At 41.2% G+C, this 18,189-nt stretch carries 15 protein-coding genes and 1 pseudogene; 14 read left to right on the top strand and 2 right to left on the bottom strand.

Annotated features, from left to right (window positions below):
- Nucleotide 1: 1 nt before the first annotated feature.
- From D8801_RS08275 to purB, 6 genes and pseudogenes are all read left to right on the top strand, one after another.
- Complete coding sequence (locus tag D8801_RS08275) at nt 2-583, top strand: hypothetical protein (protein WP_084975715.1); 582 nt, start codon at nt 2-4, stop codon at nt 581-583.
- 249 nt (nt 584-832) lie between these two features.
- Nucleotides 833-1,057 carry a phosphoribosylaminoimidazole carboxylase gene (locus D8801_RS08270; RefSeq protein WP_084975716.1) on the top strand — a complete coding sequence of 75 codons (225 nt, stop codon included), beginning with the start codon at nt 833-835 and terminating at the stop codon, nt 1,055-1,057.
- Between the two features lie 31 nt (nt 1,058-1,088).
- On the top strand, nt 1,089-1,457 hold the full coding sequence (locus D8801_RS08265) for a hypothetical protein (RefSeq protein ID WP_084975717.1): 369 nt from the start codon (nt 1,089-1,091) through the stop codon (nt 1,455-1,457).
- A gap of 107 nt (nt 1,458-1,564) precedes the next feature.
- A pseudogene (locus D8801_RS08260) lies at nt 1,565-1,794 on the top strand (phosphoribosylaminoimidazole carboxylase).
- A 75-nt stretch (nt 1,795-1,869) separates the two neighbouring features.
- Nucleotides 1,870-3,189 carry a hypothetical protein gene (locus D8801_RS08255; RefSeq protein WP_084975718.1) on the top strand — a complete coding sequence of 440 codons (1,320 nt, stop codon included), beginning with the start codon at nt 1,870-1,872 and terminating at the stop codon, nt 3,187-3,189.
- A 309-nt stretch (nt 3,190-3,498) separates the two neighbouring features.
- Nucleotides 3,499-4,797: an adenylosuccinate lyase gene (purB, locus tag D8801_RS08250; RefSeq protein ID WP_000610729.1), complete on the top strand. Its 1,299-nt coding sequence runs from the start codon at nt 3,499-3,501 to the stop codon at nt 4,795-4,797.
- 57 nt (nt 4,798-4,854) lie between these two features.
- Here the strand turns inward: purB and strH are convergent, their stop codons facing one another.
- Both strH and D8801_RS08240 read right to left on the bottom strand, forming a co-directional pair.
- Nucleotides 4,855-8,886 (bottom strand): LPXTG-anchored beta-N-acetylhexosaminidase StrH, encoded by a 4,032-nt coding sequence (strH, locus tag D8801_RS08245; protein WP_084975720.1) that lies wholly within the window; start codon nt 8,884-8,886, stop codon nt 4,855-4,857.
- Nucleotides 8,887-9,185: 299 nt separating this feature from the next.
- Entirely contained in the window at nt 9,186-9,902 is a 717-nt protein-coding gene (locus D8801_RS08240; protein ID WP_001007187.1) for a GntR family transcriptional regulator, read from the bottom strand.
- 315 nt (nt 9,903-10,217) lie between these two features.
- Here D8801_RS08240 and D8801_RS08235 point away from each other — a divergent pair, with 315 nt between their 5' ends.
- The 8 genes from D8801_RS08235 to D8801_RS08200 all read left to right on the top strand — a co-directional run bounded on the left by D8801_RS08235 (nt 10,218) and on the right by D8801_RS08200 (nt 18,087).
- The gene (locus D8801_RS08235; RefSeq protein WP_125849121.1) at nt 10,218-12,005 is read left to right on the top strand and encodes a glycoside hydrolase family 35 protein; all 1,788 of its coding nucleotides are present in this window, start codon (nt 10,218-10,220) and stop codon (nt 12,003-12,005) included.
- Nucleotides 12,002-12,478, top strand: a complete 477-nt coding sequence (locus D8801_RS08230; RefSeq protein ID WP_000156968.1) for a PTS sugar transporter subunit IIB — start codon at nt 12,002-12,004, stop codon at nt 12,476-12,478. Before D8801_RS08235 ends, D8801_RS08230 begins: the two co-directional genes overlap by 4 nt.
- A 26-nt stretch (nt 12,479-12,504) precedes the next feature.
- Nucleotides 12,505-13,410 carry a PTS mannose/fructose/sorbose/N-acetylgalactosamine transporter subunit IIC gene (locus D8801_RS08225; RefSeq protein WP_045616654.1) on the top strand — a complete coding sequence of 302 codons (906 nt, stop codon included), beginning with the start codon at nt 12,505-12,507 and terminating at the stop codon, nt 13,408-13,410.
- The gene (locus tag D8801_RS08220) at nt 13,397-14,218 is read left to right on the top strand and encodes a PTS system mannose/fructose/sorbose family transporter subunit IID (RefSeq protein WP_000185284.1); all 822 of its coding nucleotides are present in this window, start codon (nt 13,397-13,399) and stop codon (nt 14,216-14,218) included. Before D8801_RS08225 ends, D8801_RS08220 begins: the two co-directional genes overlap by 14 nt.
- A 3-nt stretch (nt 14,219-14,221) precedes the next feature.
- Nucleotides 14,222-14,626 (top strand): PTS sugar transporter subunit IIA, encoded by a 405-nt coding sequence (locus D8801_RS08215; protein WP_081102481.1) that lies wholly within the window; start codon nt 14,222-14,224, stop codon nt 14,624-14,626.
- Between the two features lie 104 nt (nt 14,627-14,730).
- Nucleotides 14,731-15,897, top strand: a complete 1,167-nt coding sequence (locus D8801_RS08210; RefSeq protein WP_125849119.1) for an SIS domain-containing protein — start codon at nt 14,731-14,733, stop codon at nt 15,895-15,897.
- A gap of 10 nt (nt 15,898-15,907) precedes the next feature.
- Complete coding sequence (gene lacD / locus D8801_RS08205) at nt 15,908-16,903, top strand: tagatose-bisphosphate aldolase (RefSeq protein ID WP_125449455.1); 996 nt, start codon at nt 15,908-15,910, stop codon at nt 16,901-16,903.
- A gap of 146 nt (nt 16,904-17,049) precedes the next feature.
- Nucleotides 17,050-18,087 carry an aldose epimerase family protein gene (locus D8801_RS08200; protein WP_125849117.1) on the top strand — a complete coding sequence of 346 codons (1,038 nt, stop codon included), beginning with the start codon at nt 17,050-17,052 and terminating at the stop codon, nt 18,085-18,087.
- Nucleotides 18,088-18,189: the final 102 nt, after the last annotated feature.

The raw sequence follows: 18,189 nt of genomic DNA, 5'->3' as shown, positions 1-18,189 counted from the left end.
TATGGAAAGGTTTTTTGAAGGTATGAGTAATGAAACCAAGATTACATTGGTAACACTAATCTTAACAAATATGGTTACAATTGTTCTAGCTATAATCGGTTTTTACCAAAAGAAAAATGAGCAAGCAAATCAACAAAAATTAATTCAAGAAGAAAGACAGCAGTTGCGTATCAATTCAGATAGAGATATGTATATAAAAACGATCCAAGATTTTGCTTATGTGGCTGGAAACATAGTAACTATCATTGAATCTAAAATTGGACCTTCAACGAAGAAGAAACAAGACTTGAATCCACTTTTAAACTTTGATGAGGTTTACTATAAATTTTATATATTATTGACGGATGAAGCTGATAGAAAAATACTTCAAAAGTTTCAATATCAAGTGCGTTCATTGGCTGGTTTGCCTGATCCTGAAGGGGTTGCTGTCTGGGATGAAGCTGAAGAATTTGATAAATATCAACAATCCCAAGCAGAAGGTTATATTGAACCTCCCAGAGAAATATATAATAAATTGGAAGAATGTTTGTCAATTTGCAGAAAGTTAATTAAAGAAAAAATGTCTCTAGTATTAAATGATTAGTATATTGTTGTTAAACGATTTTGTGAAGCGTTCAAAATTTTGAATGTTTAGCAGTAGAATTGAGAACTTATGAAAGTGAACATAGAAAGGAAAGTGTGCTCATACAATCGACCTCGGACGAAACTCATGGAAGAATGCTAGTGTTTCTCCTTGAGATGTAAGTAAACCTAAACTTTTAAATTTATAGAAAGGAACAAGGGCTCTCGTATTCTCTAAACTGAATACGGGCTACGGACTTGATCAATTCTTATGATTCAAATAATAGTCAACGCATTTGTTGAAAAAGAGAAGACTGGAGCAGTCGTTGAAGTCTTGTATGCTAGTAGCGATCACGAAAAAATGAAAGCTAAGTATGAAGAGCTGGTTGCTCAATATCCTGAAAACTATTTAGCAATTTATGATTTACCATTGGATACAAATCTCAACGAATTACCTCACTACCCATCCGTGCTTATTGGGAAAGAAGATTTCTAGTGAGTTATTATTAGAATTAGAAGGAATTGTTATGGAAAATTTAAAAAAATTTTGCTTTTGCCTATTTAATATTGCTTATCCATTAGTTGCATTTTATTTAACTAATAACATTGTAATGAATTTAAAGGATATTAATATTGATGTATTTGGTGCTCTATTATTAAGTATATTCTTAATTATACCTTATGCAATTTTAAAATTCCTAAGTTGCTTTAGAAAAAGTACTCATCAATATTATTTCATTGTTGAAAATGTGTGGTTAATGATTTTTACAATTATTAGTCTAAGAAACCCTGATATGGAATATGCTGTCAATGTTTGGGGAATGGCTTTTGTTGGAATTACTATAGTAGATACGATTCATAAAATACTTGAAGATAGAAAAAGTTCAAACATTTGAACTCGAGCACTCAATCTTTGATAGAATGAAATAAACAAAAGAGGGACTAGAGTTCTCGTGTTTACAAAACTAAATACGGATTATGGTTACCGACTTGGTTAATCATTATGATTCAAATAATCGTTAATGCTTTTGTTGAGAAGGATAAGACTGGAGCTGCCGTTGAAAACTTGTTTGCAAGTGCCGTCCATGGCAATGTGCAAACTAAACGTGATGAATTAGTTGCACAATATACCCCGAAAACTATTTGGCGATTTGCGATTTATCATTGGCTACTATTCTCAATGAATTACCTAACTACCCATTTGTGTTTATTGGAAAAGAGGAGTTTGAGTGAAGAATGCATTATAATTTTAAGTTTATTTTAGTTTTTCACTAAATGAGCTACGAGGAAGGATGGTAAGTTTCAGGAATGGAGTTTATTGATGTTTTAAATAAAGAAAGTTGGAAATCAGTATACAGATTCCAAAAATCTGAGTCTAATTACGCGGTATGTTGCTGTATATGTGAATATAGCGGAACTGATATGGATTTAGAGGAAGCTGAACTTTCTGAACGTATTGATTTTACATTATTGGTTCCACTAGTAGTTTATAAGACAAATGATCAAAAATTCAGAAAATGGTTAATTGAATCTGGAGGCAAACCTTATAATTTTGGTGAATTACCTACTACATATAAATCATTAACAAATGTCAAATCTTACATAAGTGATTATTGTTTAAAAATAGAATTTAAAAAAAATGGTGTCCAAGAAGTAATTTCATTTGAACTTTCTGAAGAAGAAAGAAAGTTTATGAGTAGTGTAAGTACATTTAGTTTTGTAGTGGAGTCAAGGACACACACTACTGTAGGTAGAGTTAAATTTTCTACATCTGATGATGACCAACCTATATTTCCCATGTCTAAAATTTCAATAACTGACAATAAATTTGAGCAAAAAATTTCGTCTATTGTAAATAATATTAACCGTCTAAAACAGGTAATTCCTGGTAATTTCAACAACTATTTAGATATTATAGGTTCATCTGACTATGAAGTATACCAATCGACAACTAGTGGTGAATCACTACCCTCAAAATCAAATTTAAAATTGGGAAAATTATGTTATTCTTGTAATAAACCGGAAATAACGAGAGAACATTGCTCTCCTAAGTGGATGTCAGATAACTACCATGTCAAACCTCTTATAGGTAATATATTTTGTAGGGATTGTAACCAGTGGTTTGGCCAGTTTTTTGAAAAAGATGCACTAAATATCTTAACCATAAATAACCGTATAACTGAATTACAGCGTCTATTTATCAGTAAATGGTGTATAAAGACAGCAATAACAATGTCTATTGCGTCTGGAGTAGCTGTTAATCCAGTATGGTTACCACAGTTAAGAAATGAAAGATTTCCTGAAGGTTTTGAAGTGTACTTCAATCCTAATATTAAATTGAATGAACCAGGCTTTAATTATGGCGTGAGTAGATTTAACAAGCAGTTGTCTCGAGAGAATTTATTTTTATTTACTTTAGCATGTAAAGATTTTTCATTGGTTGTTATTAATAAGAATGGAAAAATGATTCCTTCTATACCATTTTATAAGTTATATCCAGAATTTGCGAATGGTTCGGGTAATAATGTTAATGATTTTGCTGATCTACATCAAATATTACATGAAATATTAGCAGATGAGAAAACTAAGGAGTTCCAGCTTCCAATTCGCATTCACAAAAATAACTAGCTAATGTAGTGTCATACTTCTAAAATATGTAAAGGCTATAATTTTTATTTTCCGCCCCAATTGGGAACAGAAAATAAAAGATTGAAAGCAAGAAAGGAGAAGAGGGCAAGTTTAAGCGTTTGAACTCGTGCTAAAAGCATCTCTCCTGTAAAAAATAACTTTAAAACTAGAAAGGAAAGGACATCAGGTTCCACTAACTTGAACCTGGACGGAAAGCTCGGAATTTAGATAATCCGCCTGGGATGCAAGCATCCTGCGTTGGGTTCCTAAAATTCAGTTGCTTTCTGGTCGTCCTTGGTATCTTAAATTATGATCAACCGTTACTCTCGCCCAGAGATGGCGAACATTTGGAGTGAAGAAAATAAATACCGTGCTTGGCTTGAGGTGGAAATCTTGGCTGACGAGGCATGGGCTGAGTTGGGGGAAATCCCTAAGGAAGATGTGGCTTTGATTCGCGAAAAGGCGGACTTTGACATCGACCGTATTTTAGAGATTGAGCAGGAGACGCGCCACGATGTGGTGGCTTTCACGCGTGCGGTTTCTGAGACTCTTGGTGAAGAGCGCAAGTGGGTTCACTATGGCTTGACTTCTACCGACGTGGTCGATACTGCCTATGGTTACCTCTACAAACAAGCCAACGACATCATCCGTCGTGACCTTGAAAACTTCACCAACATCATCGCTGACAAGGCTAAGGAGCACAAGTTCACCATCATGATGGGTCGTACCCACGGTGTGCACGCTGAACCTACAACCTTTGGTCTTAAATTGGCGACTTGGTACAGCGAAATGAAGCGTAACATCGAGCGTTTCGAGCATGCGGCGGCTGGTGTGGAAGCTGGTAAAATCTCTGGTGCGGTTGGAAACTTTGCTAACATCCCACCATTTGTTGAGCAATATGTCTGCGACAAACTTGGTATCCGTGCTCAAGAAATCTCTACACAGGTCCTTCCTCGTGACCTTCACGCTGAGTACTTTGCAGTTCTTGCTAGTATCGCAACTTCTATCGAGCGTATGGCGACTGAGATTCGTGGTTTGCAAAAGTCTGAGCAACGCGAAGTAGAAGAATTCTTTGCCAAAGGGCAAAAAGGGTCTTCAGCAATGCCTCACAAACGCAACCCTATCGGTTCTGAAAACATGACAGGTTTGGCGCGTGTTATCCGTGGTCACATGGTGACGGCCTATGAAAACGTCGCTCTCTGGCATGAACGTGATATTTCCCACTCATCAGCTGAGCGTATCATCACACCAGATACAACCATTTTGATCGACTACATGCTCAACCGCTTTGGAAATATCGTCAAAAACTTGACGGTCTTCCCAGAAAACATGATCCGCAACATGAACTCAACTTTCGGTCTTATCTTTAGTCAACGTGCTATGTTGACCTTGATCGAAAAAGGTATGACACGTGAGCAAGCCTATGACTTGGTGCAACCAAAAACGGCCTACTCTTGGGATAATCAAGTAGACTTTAAACCGCTTCTCGAAGCAGATCCAGAAGTGACATCACGCCTGACTCAAGAGGAAATCGACGAAATCTTCAACCCTGCATACTACACTAAACGAGTGGATGATATCTTTGAACGTATCGGACTGGGTGACTAATCATAACAACAAAAAGCGAGATTCAATCTCGCTTTTTTGTATTCTTGTCGAAGAGGTTTAATCCTCTTTTCTCTTAGTGAGTCCGTAGGCTGCTAGCGTAGCCATGAGTCCTACTGCGACCAAGCCTGCAGAGTCTTGGCTTCCTGTTGCAGGGAGTTGTTTTTCTTCTGCTTTGCTAGTAGTTGGTTCAGCTTGCTCAGTTTTCTCAACGGCAGTTCCGACTTCGACAACCTGAGCGACCGCTTCCTGCGATACTGCACTATTGACAAGGGTTCTTTCTTCCTTGCCGTCAGCAGTAGTGCTGACAGAGTAGAAAATCGTACGGCGACCATTTACTCCAGCAACGACTACTTGCGTTTGTCCGAGTGGTAATTGAGGATTTTCACGTGTCACAGTAGTGAACGGAATTTCTTCTTCTTGGATATCCAGTCTTGGTTTCGCTTCGGCAGCTGGAGCAAGACCGTGTTCGTCTCCTACATGGGTTACAAGGGTTCCGACTTCAATAACTTGGGTCACTGCTTCTTGAGTCACAAGGCTATCTACAAGAGTTTTCACTTCCTTACCGTCAGCACTAGTGCTCACAGAGTAGTAATGACTGCGACGGCCGTTAGCGCCTTTAGTAACGACTTGAGTCTTCCCTTTGAGCAAGAGTGGATTTTCACGTGTCACAGTAGTGAACGGAATTTCTTCTTCTTGGATATCCAGTCTTGGTTTCACTTCGACAGCTGGAGCAAGGCCACTTTCATCCCCTTTGTGGATAATAGGGGCACCGATTTCAACCACTTGGGTCACAGGTTCTTTGGTTACTTGGCTATCTAGAACGGTTTCTGTTTGTTTACCATTTTCAGTAAGGACAGAGATGTAATGAGTGCGTTCACCATCTACACCTGGTGTGATGATCTTTTCCTGACCGGCTGGAAGATTCGGATTTTCCTTCTTGATGACCTCAAATGGAATCTTTTCTGCTCTTGTGATGAGTTCCGGTTTGGTTTCAACATTGGCAGCTAGTTCGTTTTCATCGAGGCTTCCTGAGTGGGTTGCTGCTGGTTTGAGGCCTAGGCGGGCTGCCTTGAGTTTGGCTACGAGAGCGTCTAACTCGGCTTGTTTGTTACGGTTGAGGTTGTAGTTGAGAGCTTCTTTAGCTGCATTTAAGGCGTCCAAGCTTTCCTTGCTGTATCCATCCAAGCTTGCAGGGATTTGAGCAAGTTCCTCACGGAGAGCATTGTAGTTAGCGCGGAAGTAGTCTTTGTTATTGTCTGCAAAGGCAGTCATGAGTTCAAAGATTTCTTCTTCCTTATACTCAGCACTTGGTCTATCTGCCCAGATGGCAAGCATGCTTCCAACTGTTGGAAGGTCTACCTCAGGATATTTGGTAGATGCAAGCTGGTTAAATGGTGTTTTTTTAGTGTTTTCAATTGCTTTTTTGAGGAAACCGCCACCATCTTCAGGTTTTTGGCCGAGAATGTAGTACCAGTCTCCGTTAGTATTAAGGAATTTATAGCCTTTGCTTGCAAGGTACTGAGGAGATGCAAGGTTGTAGCCCCACCATCCTTTAGACCAGTAAGAGATGATGACATCCTTGTCAAACTCAACATCGTCCTTGTCCTCGTAGTAGAAGCCATCGTTGAAGGCCATTGGTTGAAGGCCTCTTTCTTTGGCCATAGCAGCAAGGGTGTTAGAGTACTCAGCAAATTTGCCATAGAGTCCATACCATTTGAGGTAGTACCAGCCTTGAGCGTTGGTGGCATCATTGGCATATTCGTCTGTACCGTAGTTGAAGATCTTTGTCTTGCCTGCAAAGAAGTCCATGTACTTGCCGATGAGGGCTTTGACAAAGTTCATCGCCTCTTCGTTTTCGAGGTCCATAGTTGTTTTGGAGACCTTGTCAAAGTTGGCTTGAGGATTCTTGATTCCAAGTTTTTCCATAGCGACGAGCATGGCATCCATGTGACCTGGGCTGTTGATCGCTGGTATGAGTCCGAGGCCTTTTGATTTTGCGTATTCAATCAATTCAGTGATTTCAGCTTGGCTAAGAGTAGTTCCGTTTGGATCATCGTAGTAAGCTTTTGTTCCTTCGATGATGGCCTTTTTGACATCATCACTTGCATAAGTTTTTCCGTTAGCTGTGATGGTCATGTCATCAAGGAGGAAGCGAAGTCCATCATTTCCTAGGAGAAGATGCACATCAGAGTAGCCGAGCTCGCTCGCCTTGTCTACGATGCGTTTGAGTTGGTCGAGCGTGAAGTACTTACGTCCAGCATCGATGGAGATTACCTTGTTCTTGGCAAGTTTTTCAACTTCACGTTTCGCGTCTTCTTCTTTTTGAGCTTCTGGTGTGAAGGTCAAATTGCTGACAGCTTCTTGGAGTTTCGCGATTGCTTGGTCAATGGTATCTTGTTGGGCACGGCTGAGGTTGCTATCGAGTGAGCGAATGGCTTTTTCAGCTTCTTTGACAGCTGCGACACTTTCTGCAGTATAGCGGTTAAGGTCTGTTGGTACTTCTTTCAGAGCTTGCTCAGCAGACTCATAGTCGGCAGCAAAGTATTCAGCATTGGCATTTGCGAAGCTACGCATAAGTTTGAAGAGGCGTGATGGTGAATAGCGTGCAGATGGGGTGTCCGCCCAAGCAGCTACCATACCCCCGATGAATGGAATATCTGCTCCTTCAGATTTTGGTATAGAAGTAATTGGAGTGTTCTTGATACCATTGAGTCCTTGATCGAGGTTGTACCAGCCTTGGCCGTCGGCATTTCGTCCGAGAACATAGTACCAAGCATCGTTGGTGTTAAGGATTTGGTGGCCTTTTTCAACTAGAAGTTTAGAAGAAGCGACGTCGTATCCGCCCCATCCACCAGTCCACATAGAAACGATGATGTCTTTGTCAAAAGTACCAAAGCTAGTATCACTATTGTAGTAGATGCCGTCGTTAAAGGCCATTGGTTTGAGGCCGTGAGATTTGACGATACGAGCAAGGTCATTGGCATAGGCGATAAATTTCTCATATCCTTTTTCAGGATAACCTTCATTTGGATAATATTTATCAGCCTGAAGAACGCTCCATCCCTTGGCGTTTGTAGCATCGTTGGCATACTCGTCGAGTCCGATATTGAAAATGTCAGATTTGCCAGCGAAGTAAGCAGCATACTTGTCAATCAGAGCCTTGGTAAATGCAACTGCTTCTTTGTTATCAAGGTCAACGGTACGAGCAGATTCCTTATCAAAGTAGGTAAAGTTTGGTTTTTGGATGCCTAGTTCTTTCATGGCATGCAAAATCGCATCCATGTGGCCAGGGCTGTTTACAGTTGGGATGAGACCAATACCTTTATTTTTAGCATAGTTGATCAAGTCCGTCATCTGACTTTCTGTCAAATGGTTGCCGTTTGGATCCTTGTAGTAGGCATCCGTTCCGTTTTCGAGTGCACGTTTGACATCATCACTTGCATAGGTTTTACCATTGGCTTTGATCGTCATGTCGTCCAGCATGAAACGCATGCCATCATTTCCAACTAGTAGATGGAGATCAGTATAGCCGTAGTGTTTGGCTTTGTCGATGATTTCTTTGAGTTGCTCAGGTGAGAAGTACTTGCGTCCAGCATCGATTGAGATCATTTTTCTTTTCGCCAGTTTTTCATTTACCTGACTTGCTCGTTCAGTGCTAGGAGCAACCACTGCTGGTGTAACGACTTCATTTTTCTTTTCTGAAGAAGTGCTTTCAGCAGGAGTTTCAGCTGGAGCAGGGCTTTCTTTCTCGGCAGTAGGAGTTGGAGCAGTATTTTCTGTCACAACTGGTGCGCTTGACTCTTCTGTTGTTGGAGTAACTGTTCGAGGAGCCTCCTGGTCTTCTTTGACCTCCTCTTTTACAGGCTCGTCAGCCTTTTCTTCCAATTTTTCTGGAACTTTGGAGTCTACAGCTTCCTTGACTGCTTGTGGACTCTCCTGAATAGTTTGAACAGTTTCTTCAGCTGTTGGAGCTGGAGTAATCCCGTCAGCAGATACGACTTGGGTACCAAAAGCAAATCCTATGAGTACAGAAGCTGCTCCAATCGCGTACTTACGAATGGAGAAGCGCTGTTTCTTTTCTAGTTTCATGATAAAACCTCCCTGTTATTATATTGTATGATAGCGTTTACACAAAACTGTTTTTATTTTATTATCTAAGATATAAAAAGTCAAGCGGCTTTATGAAAGAACTATAATAAATGGAGGAAATCATAAGATTTAGGAAAAAATTATCAAAAAACTAAAAACAAGGAAAATCTAGCCAATATTTAACTTGTTTTTAGTAAAAGCACTACTAATTAAAGAATTACCCTTCGTCATATGTTCATACTAAATGGTGCATGCTATAATGAACATAGAAAAAGCCTGAGCTAGGCTCAAGCTTTTTCTTAATGACCTCGATCACACGAGATGAATTTGATTTTGTAGTAGTCAGCTCGCTTATAAGTTTCACTATAGGCAAGGACTTGGCCAGTGGCTTCAAGTTTTGTAGTCTTTGTTTGGAAGACAGTTGGAAATTGTGTATCAATTCCCAACGTAGAAGCAGCATGCTCGGGTGTTGGGAATGCGATTTCGTTGATTTCCTCAAAATGCTCATCAGTCATGTGAATGCGGTAATCCAATTTGAAACGTTTATAGATAGAACTATAATAGTCAAGATTCGGATAGTTGGCGTTGATATATTGTTCGGGAATATAAGAAGTGTGGTAGATATAGGTCACACCGTTAGTTTGACGTGTCCGTTCGATCTTGTAGTAGAACTGGTCTCCACGCAAACCAAGTTTTTCCAAATATTCAAGCTTATTTCCACGTTCGATAGAAAGGACAGTTACCTTATCGTCTTTTGTTTCAAAAATTTCTACGTCTGAAAACTCAACGAGTTTGTGCTTACGAGCGCGTGAAACAAAAGTTCCTTTTCCTTGTTGGCGGACAATATAGCCATCTTTGGCAAGGTCGTTCAAGGCACGAACAACTGTGATAGAACTGACATCATACATGGCGATCAACTCTGCTTCAGTATAAAACTTGTCTCCACTCGCAAATTGACCTGAGATGATTTTATTCTTGAGTTCGTCTTTAATATATTGGTATTTTGGAATAGCCATAATTGCACCTCAATTTTTTTCTTTCTCCTTCTTTGATTTTACCACAAACACAAAGAAAATAGTAGCATTTAGATGAAAAAATAACATAATACATTAAAAATATTATTTTGCACATATATAAAAGCGCCGTCAAAACAGAGGTCGTGCAAAAGCCCTCATTTCATGCTATTTTTAGACAATTTTGGTAAAAAAGAAGTAAAAAAATAGAAAAATTTTAAAGAATTTTCTAAAACCTATTGACAAATGCAAAAGATTTGATTATAGTTAATATTATAATAAATGAAAGCGCAAACTTAATTCGTCAGAGGTAATAACATGACAAGATTTAAAATTGAGGACGATTTCTATTTAGACGAAAAACCGTTCAAGATTTTGTCCGGCGCCATTCATTATTTTAGGATTCCAGCAGAGGATTGGTATTATTCTCTCTATAACTTAAAGGCGCTTGGCTTTAATACAGTCGAGACCTATGTGGCTTGGAATTTACACGAACCTGTTGAAGGGGAGTTTGATTTTGAAGGTGCCAGAAATTTGGAGAGATTTCTTCAAATTGCACAAGATCTGGGTCTCTACGCCATTGTACGCCCGTCTCCATTTATCTGTGCGGAATGGGAATTTGGTGGCTTGCCGGCTTGGCTCTTGACCAAGGACATGCGAATTCGCTCGTCTGACCCGGCCTACATCGAGGCTGTTGCTCGCTATTATGACCAATTATTGCCAAGGCTTGTACCCCGCTTGTTGGATAATGGCGGAAACATTCTCATGATGCAAGTCGAAAATGAATATGGCTCTTATGGAGAAGATAAGTCTTATCTACGAGCGATTCGGAAATTGATGGAAGACCGAGGGATTGATTGCCCACTCTTTACTTCAGATGGTCCATGGAGGGCTACTCTGAAAGCCGGAACCTTGATCGAAGACGACCTCTTTGTGACAGGGAACTTCGGTTCTAAAGCTCCGTACAACTTTTCACAGATGCAGGAATTCTTTGATGAGTATGGTAAGAAATGGCCCCTCATGTGTATGGAATTCTGGGATGGTTGGTTCAACCGTTGGAAAGAGCCTATCATCACACGGGATCCTAAAGAATTGGCAGAAGCTGTTCGAGAGGTATTGGAACAAGGCTCTATCAACCTTTACATGTTCCATGGCGGAACAAACTTTGGTTTCATGAATGGTTGCTCGGCTCGAGGAACTCTAGATTTACCACAAGTCACATCTTACGACTATGATGCCCTTCTCGATGAAGAAGGAAATCCAACTGCTAAATACCTAGCAGTCAAGAAGATGATGGCAACACACTTCCCAGAGTATCCACAGTTGGAACCACTTTACAAGGAAAGCATGGAAATGGAATCCATTCCACTAGTCGAAAAAGTGTCCTTGTTTGAAACCCTGGATAGTCTCTCTAGTCCTACTGAAAGCCTCTATCCAAAAGCGATGGAAGAACTTGGACAAAGCTATGGCTACCTTCTCTACCGCACTGAGGCAAGTTGGGATGCAGAAGAGGAACGCCTCCGTATCATCGATGGACGTGACCGAGCTCAACTCTTTGTAGATGGTCAATGGATTGCTACTCAATACCAGACAGAGATTGGTGAAGACATCTACTGTCAGGGCAATCGAGAAGGCTGTTTAGAGATTGATATCCTGATCGAAAATATGGGGCGTGTTAACTATGGACACAAGTTCTTAGCAGATACGCAACATAAAGGAATTCGTACAGGTGTCTGCAAAGATCTACATTTCTTACTGAATTGGAAACAATATCCACTGCCACTGGATAATCCTGAGAAGATTGATTTTTCAAAAGGATGGACAGAAGGACAACCAGCCTTTTACGCTTTCGACTTTACGGTCGAAGAGCCGAAGGATACCTACTTAGACTTGTCTGAGTTTGGTAAGGGAGTTGCCTTTGTCAACGGGCGCCACCTAGGGCGTTTCTGGAACGTCGGCCCGACCCTCTCACTTTATATCCCTCATAGCTATCTCAAGGAAGGTGCTAACCGCATCATCATCTTTGAAACTGAGGGCGAATATAAAGAAGAGATTCATTTAACTCGTAAACCTACACTAAAACACATAAAGGGGGAAAACTTATGACAATTGTAGGATGCCGTATCGATGGACGTTTGATCCATGGTCAAGTAGCCAATCTTTGGGCTGGAAAACTAAATGTTTCACGCATTATGGTTGTAGACGACGAAGTTGTTAACAACGATATTGAAAAGAGTGGTTTGAAACTTGCGACACCACCAGGTGTGAAACTCAGTATCTTGCCAGTTGAGAAAGCAGCAGCAAATATCCTTGCTGGTAAATACGATAGCCAACGTCTCTTTATCGTTGCACGTAAACCAGACCGTTTCCTTGGTTTGGTCGAAGCAGGTGTTCCGCTTGAAACACTCAACGTCGGCAATATGTCTCAAACACCAGAAACTCGCTCTATCACACGTTCTATCAACGTGGTAGACAAGGATGTGGAAGACTTCCACAAACTAGCAGAAAAAGGTGTGAAACTCACTGCTCAAATGGTTCCAAATGATCCAGTTTCAGACTTTTTGAGCTTATTAAAATAGGAAAAAATTTTTAGGAGGTCATTGTTATGATACAATGGTGGCAAATTTTACTTCTCACTTTGTACTCAGCTTATCAAATCTGTGATGAGTTGACAATCGTTTCATCTGCAGGTTCCCCTGTATTCGCTGGTTTTATTACTGGTTTGATCATGGGAGATGTGACAACTGGTTTGTTTATCGGTGGTAGCTTGCAGTTGTTCGTTCTCGGGGTTGGTACCTTCGGTGGTGCTTCTCGTATCGACGCAACTTCTGGTGCGGTTCTTGCAACAGCATTCTCTATCTCTCAAGGTATTGATACAGACCTTGCGATTACAACAATCGCTGTACCAGTAGCGGCACTTTTGACATACTTCGACGTTCTTGGACGTATGACAACTACTTTCTTTGCACACCGTATTGATGCTGCGATCGAACGCTTTGACTACAAAGGTATCGAACGCAACTACCTACTTGGTGCGCTTCCATGGGCTCTTTCTCGTGCCCTTCCAGTATTCTTCGCTCTTGCTTTTGGTGGTGCTTTCGTACAATCAGTAGTAGACCTTGTTAAAGAATACCAATGGGTTGCAGACGGTTTGACACTTGCAGGTCGTATGCTTCCAGGTCTTGGATTTGCAATCTTGCTTCGTTACCTTCCAGTTAAACGTAACCTTCACTACCTTGCAATGGGATTTGGTTTGACAGCTATGTTGACTGTCCTTTACTCATATGTAACAGGTCTTGGTGGAGCTGTTGCGGGTATCCTTGGTACTCTTCCTGCTGATGTTGCTGAAAAGATTGGCTTTGCTAACAACTTCAAAGGTTTGTCTATGATCGGTGTTTCTATCGTAGGTATCTTCCTTGCAGTTGTTCACTTTAAGAACAGCCAAAAAGTAGCTGTAGCAGCACCTTCTACACCATCAGAAAGTGGGGAAATCGAAGATGACGAATTCTAATTACAAACTTACAAAAGAAGATTTTAATCAAATCAACAAACGTAGCTTGTTTACTTTCCAATTAGGTTGGAACTACGAACGTATGCAAGCTTCTGGTTACCTTTACATGATCTTGCCTCAATTGCGTAAAATGTATGGGGATGGAACTCCTGAATTGAAAGAAATGATGAAAGTTCATACTCAATTCTTCAATACTTCACCATTCTTCCACACAATTATCGCTGGTTTTGACCTTGCCATGGAAGAAAAAGATGGTGTGGGTTCAAAAGATGCCGTTAACGGTATCAAGACAGGTTTGATGGGGCCATTTGCTCCTCTTGGAGATACAATCTTTGGTTCACTTGTACCTGCTATCATGGGATCTATCGCAGCAACTATGGCTATCGCAGGTCAACCATGGGGTATCTTCCTTTGGATCGCAGTTGCAGTTGCTTATGACATCTTCCGTTGGAAACAATTGGAATTTGCCTACAAAGAAGGGGTTAACCTTATCAACAACATGCAAAGTACCTTGACAGCTTTAATTGACGCTGCATCTGTACTTGGTGTCTTCATGATGGGTGCTCTTGTAGCAACAATGATCAACTTTGACATTTCTTACAAATTGCCAATCGGTGAAAAGATGATTGACTTCCAAGACATCTTGAACTCAATCTTCCCACGCTTGCTTCCAGCAATCTTTACTGCCTTTATCTTCTGGTTGCTTGGTAAGAAAGGTATGAACTCTACTAAAGCGATCGGTATCATTATCGTTCTTGCAGTAGGTCTTTCATTCATCGGTAAATTCTTGCTTGGAATGGGCGCATAATTTATGAGTAAATCATTAATTTTGGTGAGTCATGGTCGTTTCTGTGAAGAACTGAAAGGTAGCACAGAAATGATCATGGGTCCACAAGACAACATTCATGCAGTGGCTCTTCTTCCAGAAGATGGTCCAGAAGAATTTACTGCAAAATTTGAAGCTGCTATCGAAGGATTGGATGATTTCCTAGTCTTTGCGGACCTTCTCGGCGGAACACCTTGTAACGTGGTAAGCCGTTTGATCATGGAAGGTCGCGACATTGAACTCTACGCAGGGATGAATCTTCCAATGGTGATTGAATTTATCAATGCTAGCCTTACAGGCGCAGATGCGGACTACAAGAACCGTGCTGCAGAAAGCATCGTGAAAGTCAATGACCTGTTAGCGGGCTTCGATGATGACGAAGATGAATAAGATGTGACTTAGAGCATCTTATATAGAATATACATGGGAATGGGAGTCAATCCCATTCCCATATTTTCAATAGGAATGAAACAACAATAGATTAGAGGAACTCTATGCTAAATTACACAAAAGAAGAATTACTTGAACTGGGTGCAGAAATCACGACTCGTGAGATCTACCAACAGCCTGATGTATGGAAAGAAGCTTTTGAAGCCTATCAAGCAAAACGGGAAGAAATTGCAGCATTCCTACAAGGAATCGCTGATAAGCATGACTATATCAAGGTCATCTTGACGGGTGCTGGTACTTCTGCTTATGTGGGAGATACCTTGGTGCCTTACTTTAAGGAAGTCTATGACGAACGCAAATGGAATTTCAATGCCATTGCGACAACTGATATTGTTGCCAATCCAGAAACTTATTTGAAAAAAGATGTGGCGACTGTCCTTGTTTCCTTTGCTCGTAGTGGGAATTCACCTGAAAGTGTGGCGACGGTTGATTTGGCCAAAGCCTTGGTTGATGACCTCTATCAAGTGACCATTACATGTGCTGCAGATGGTAAATTGGCTCTTCAAGCTCATGGCGATGACCGCAATCTTTTGCTCTTGCAACCAGCTGCTTCCAATGACGCTGGATTTGCCATGACTTCTAGCTTTACGTCCATGATGCTAACAGCTCTCTTGGTTTTTGATCCTACAGAATTTGCTGTGAAAGCTGAACGTTTTGAAGTTGTGTCTAGCCTTGCGCGTAAAGTTCTAGACAATGCAGAAGATGTCAAAGAGCTGGTTGACCTTGACTTTAACCGTGTTATCTACCTGGGCGCTGGTCCTTTCTTTGGGCTTGCTCATGAAGCTCAGCTCAAGATTTTGGAATTAACAGCTGGTCAAGTGGCGACCATGTATGAAAGCCCAGTCGGCTTCCGTCACGGTCCAAAATCATTGATCAACGAAGATACAGTTGTTTTGGTATTTGGTACAACGACAGACTACACTCGCAAGTACGACTTGGACTTGGTTCGTGAAGTTGCTGGTGATCAGATTGCTCGTCGTGTTGTGCTTTTGAGTGATCAAGCCTTTGGTCTCGAAAATGTCAAAGAAGTAGCCCTTGGTTGTGGTGGTGTCTTGAACGATATTTACCGTGTCTTCCCTTACATCGTTTATGCTCAACTCTTTGCCCTATTGACTTCGCTTAAAGTGGAAAACAAACCAGATACACCGTCTCCTACAGGTACCGTAAACCGTGTGGTACAAGGTGTAATCATTCATGACTATCAAAAATAAGGAAGTGTCTATGAGTAAATTACAATTAAGTCCCAATAAAGTAGCCTGCCTGCAAAAACTCTCTGACGAGAATGGCATCATCTCAGCTCTTGCCTTTGACCAACGTGGTGCTTTGAAACGCCTCATGGCTCAATATCAAACAGAAGAACCAACAGTAGCTCAAATGGAAGAACTCAAAGTCTTGGTTGCAGATGAATTGACCAAATACGCATCATCTATGCTTCTCGACCCAGAGTATGGACTTCCAGCTACAAAAGCGCTTGATCCAAATGCTGGTCTTCTCCTAGCTTATGAGAAAACTGGCTACGACACAACAAGCACCAAACGCTTGCCTGACTGCTTGGATGTTTGGTCTGCAAAACGTATTAAGGAACAAGGTGCGGATGCAGTCAAATTCTTGCTTTACTACGATGTAGACAGTTCTGACGAACTCAACCAACAAAAACAAGCCTACATCGAACGCATTGGCTCTGAGTGTGTGGCGGAAGATATTCCATTCTTCCTTGAAATCTTGGCTTATGATGAAAAAATCGCTGACGCTGGCTCTGCTGAATACGCTAAAGTAAAACCACATAAAGTTATCGGTGCCATGAAAGTCTTCTCAGATCCACGCTTCAACATCGATGTTTTGAAAGTGGAAGTTCCAGTCAACGTTAAATACGTTGAAGGCTTTGGCGATGGTGAAATCGTTCATACACGCGAAGAAGCAGCAGCCTTCTTCAAAGCTCAAGACGAAGCAACAAATCTTCCATACATCTACTTGAGTGCAGGTGTATCAGCTAAACTCTTCCAAGAGACCCTTGTCTTTGCCCACGAATCAGGTGCAAACTTCAACGGTGTTCTTTGCGGACGTGCAACATGGGCTGGATCAGTTGAAGCTTACATTAAAGATGGTGAGGCAGCAGCTCGTGAGTGGTTGCGTACAACTGGATTTGAGAACATTGACGAACTTAACAAAGTTCTCCAAACCACAGCGACTTCATGGACTGAACGTGTGGAAGCATAAAACAAGTATAGAAGAATTCCCTTTTGTTAAGAAGATACTTAAGGTTTTCTGACAAAGGATTCTGAAAATAAAAACTACAACCATAGATGGTGCATACACTCTCTATGGTTTGTTTACTTAAGAGAAATGGATCAAAGGAGAGAAGAATGAAAGCATACACAGAGCGTGTATTTGGAAATCATGAGGGCAAGGATGTCTTGGCCTATCGCTTTGAGACTGATGGTGGTTACCAGCTTGAAGTTATGACTTATGGTGCGACCATTTTGCGCTATGTCACACCTGACAAGGCTGGAAATTTTGCCAATGTTATCTTGGGCTTTGATGACTTTGATAGCTATATAAGCAATAGTCCCAAGCATGGAGCAAGTGTAGGTCCTGTAGCGGGTCGTATTGCAGGAGCGACATTTGAGCTCAATGGCCAGACCTATGACCTTGAAGTCAACAATGCCAGCAACTGTAACCACAGTGGTTCAACAGGTTGGGATGCGAGCTTGTTTGAATTGGTCGAGGTGAGCGACCATGGCTTGACCCTCTACACAGAGCGTACAGACGGGACAGGAGGATTTCCTGGTAATCTCAAGATCTGGATCAGCTATCACTTGGAAGAAACTGGTGCTTACGAAGTCAGCTATAAGGTGACGACAGATCAGGATACGCTTGTTAATCCAACTAATCACAGCTACTTCAACTTGTCTGGTGATTTTACGCAGACAATTGACCGCCATGTCTTTCAGCTAAATACGGAGGGAATTTACCCAATCGCTCCGGACGGTGTGCCAGCAAAAACTCCAGATGCTACTCGTGATGTGGTTAAACACATCTATAATGGAGCCTTGTTGAAGGACATCTTTTCAGAGGAAGATGAGCAAATCCAGTTGGTATCTGGTTTGGATCACCCATTTGCTCTTCCTGCAGGTCATGACAATGCTGGTTTCCTTTATGACCAAAACTCAGGTCGCTTCCTACTTTTCAAGACAGAGGCTCCTTGCCTTGTGGTCTACTCAGCAAACTTTGTGGATGAGAGTGTCATCATCGGAGGTCAACCAATGATACAGCACAATGGGATTGCCCTTGAAGCGCAAGCTTTACCAGATGCCATTCACAGCGACCTCAAAGACCAAGTCATTCTCAAAGCAGGTCAAACCTTTACCAGCAAAACTCGCTACAAGCTTGTTGTAAAATAAAAAGAAGAGCTGGTTCCCAGCTCTTTTTGAGTTGTCTTCGTTGACATTTTATCTCAATAGTGTATAATTGTTGTAATCAATAAAGTTACAATAAATAAAAGG

The organism is Streptococcus oralis (assembly GCF_003943415.1).
GTDB classification, from domain to species: Bacteria; Bacillota; Bacilli; order Lactobacillales; family Streptococcaceae; genus Streptococcus; species Streptococcus oralis_BJ.
This window is presented reverse-complemented; position numbering and strand designations above follow the sequence as displayed.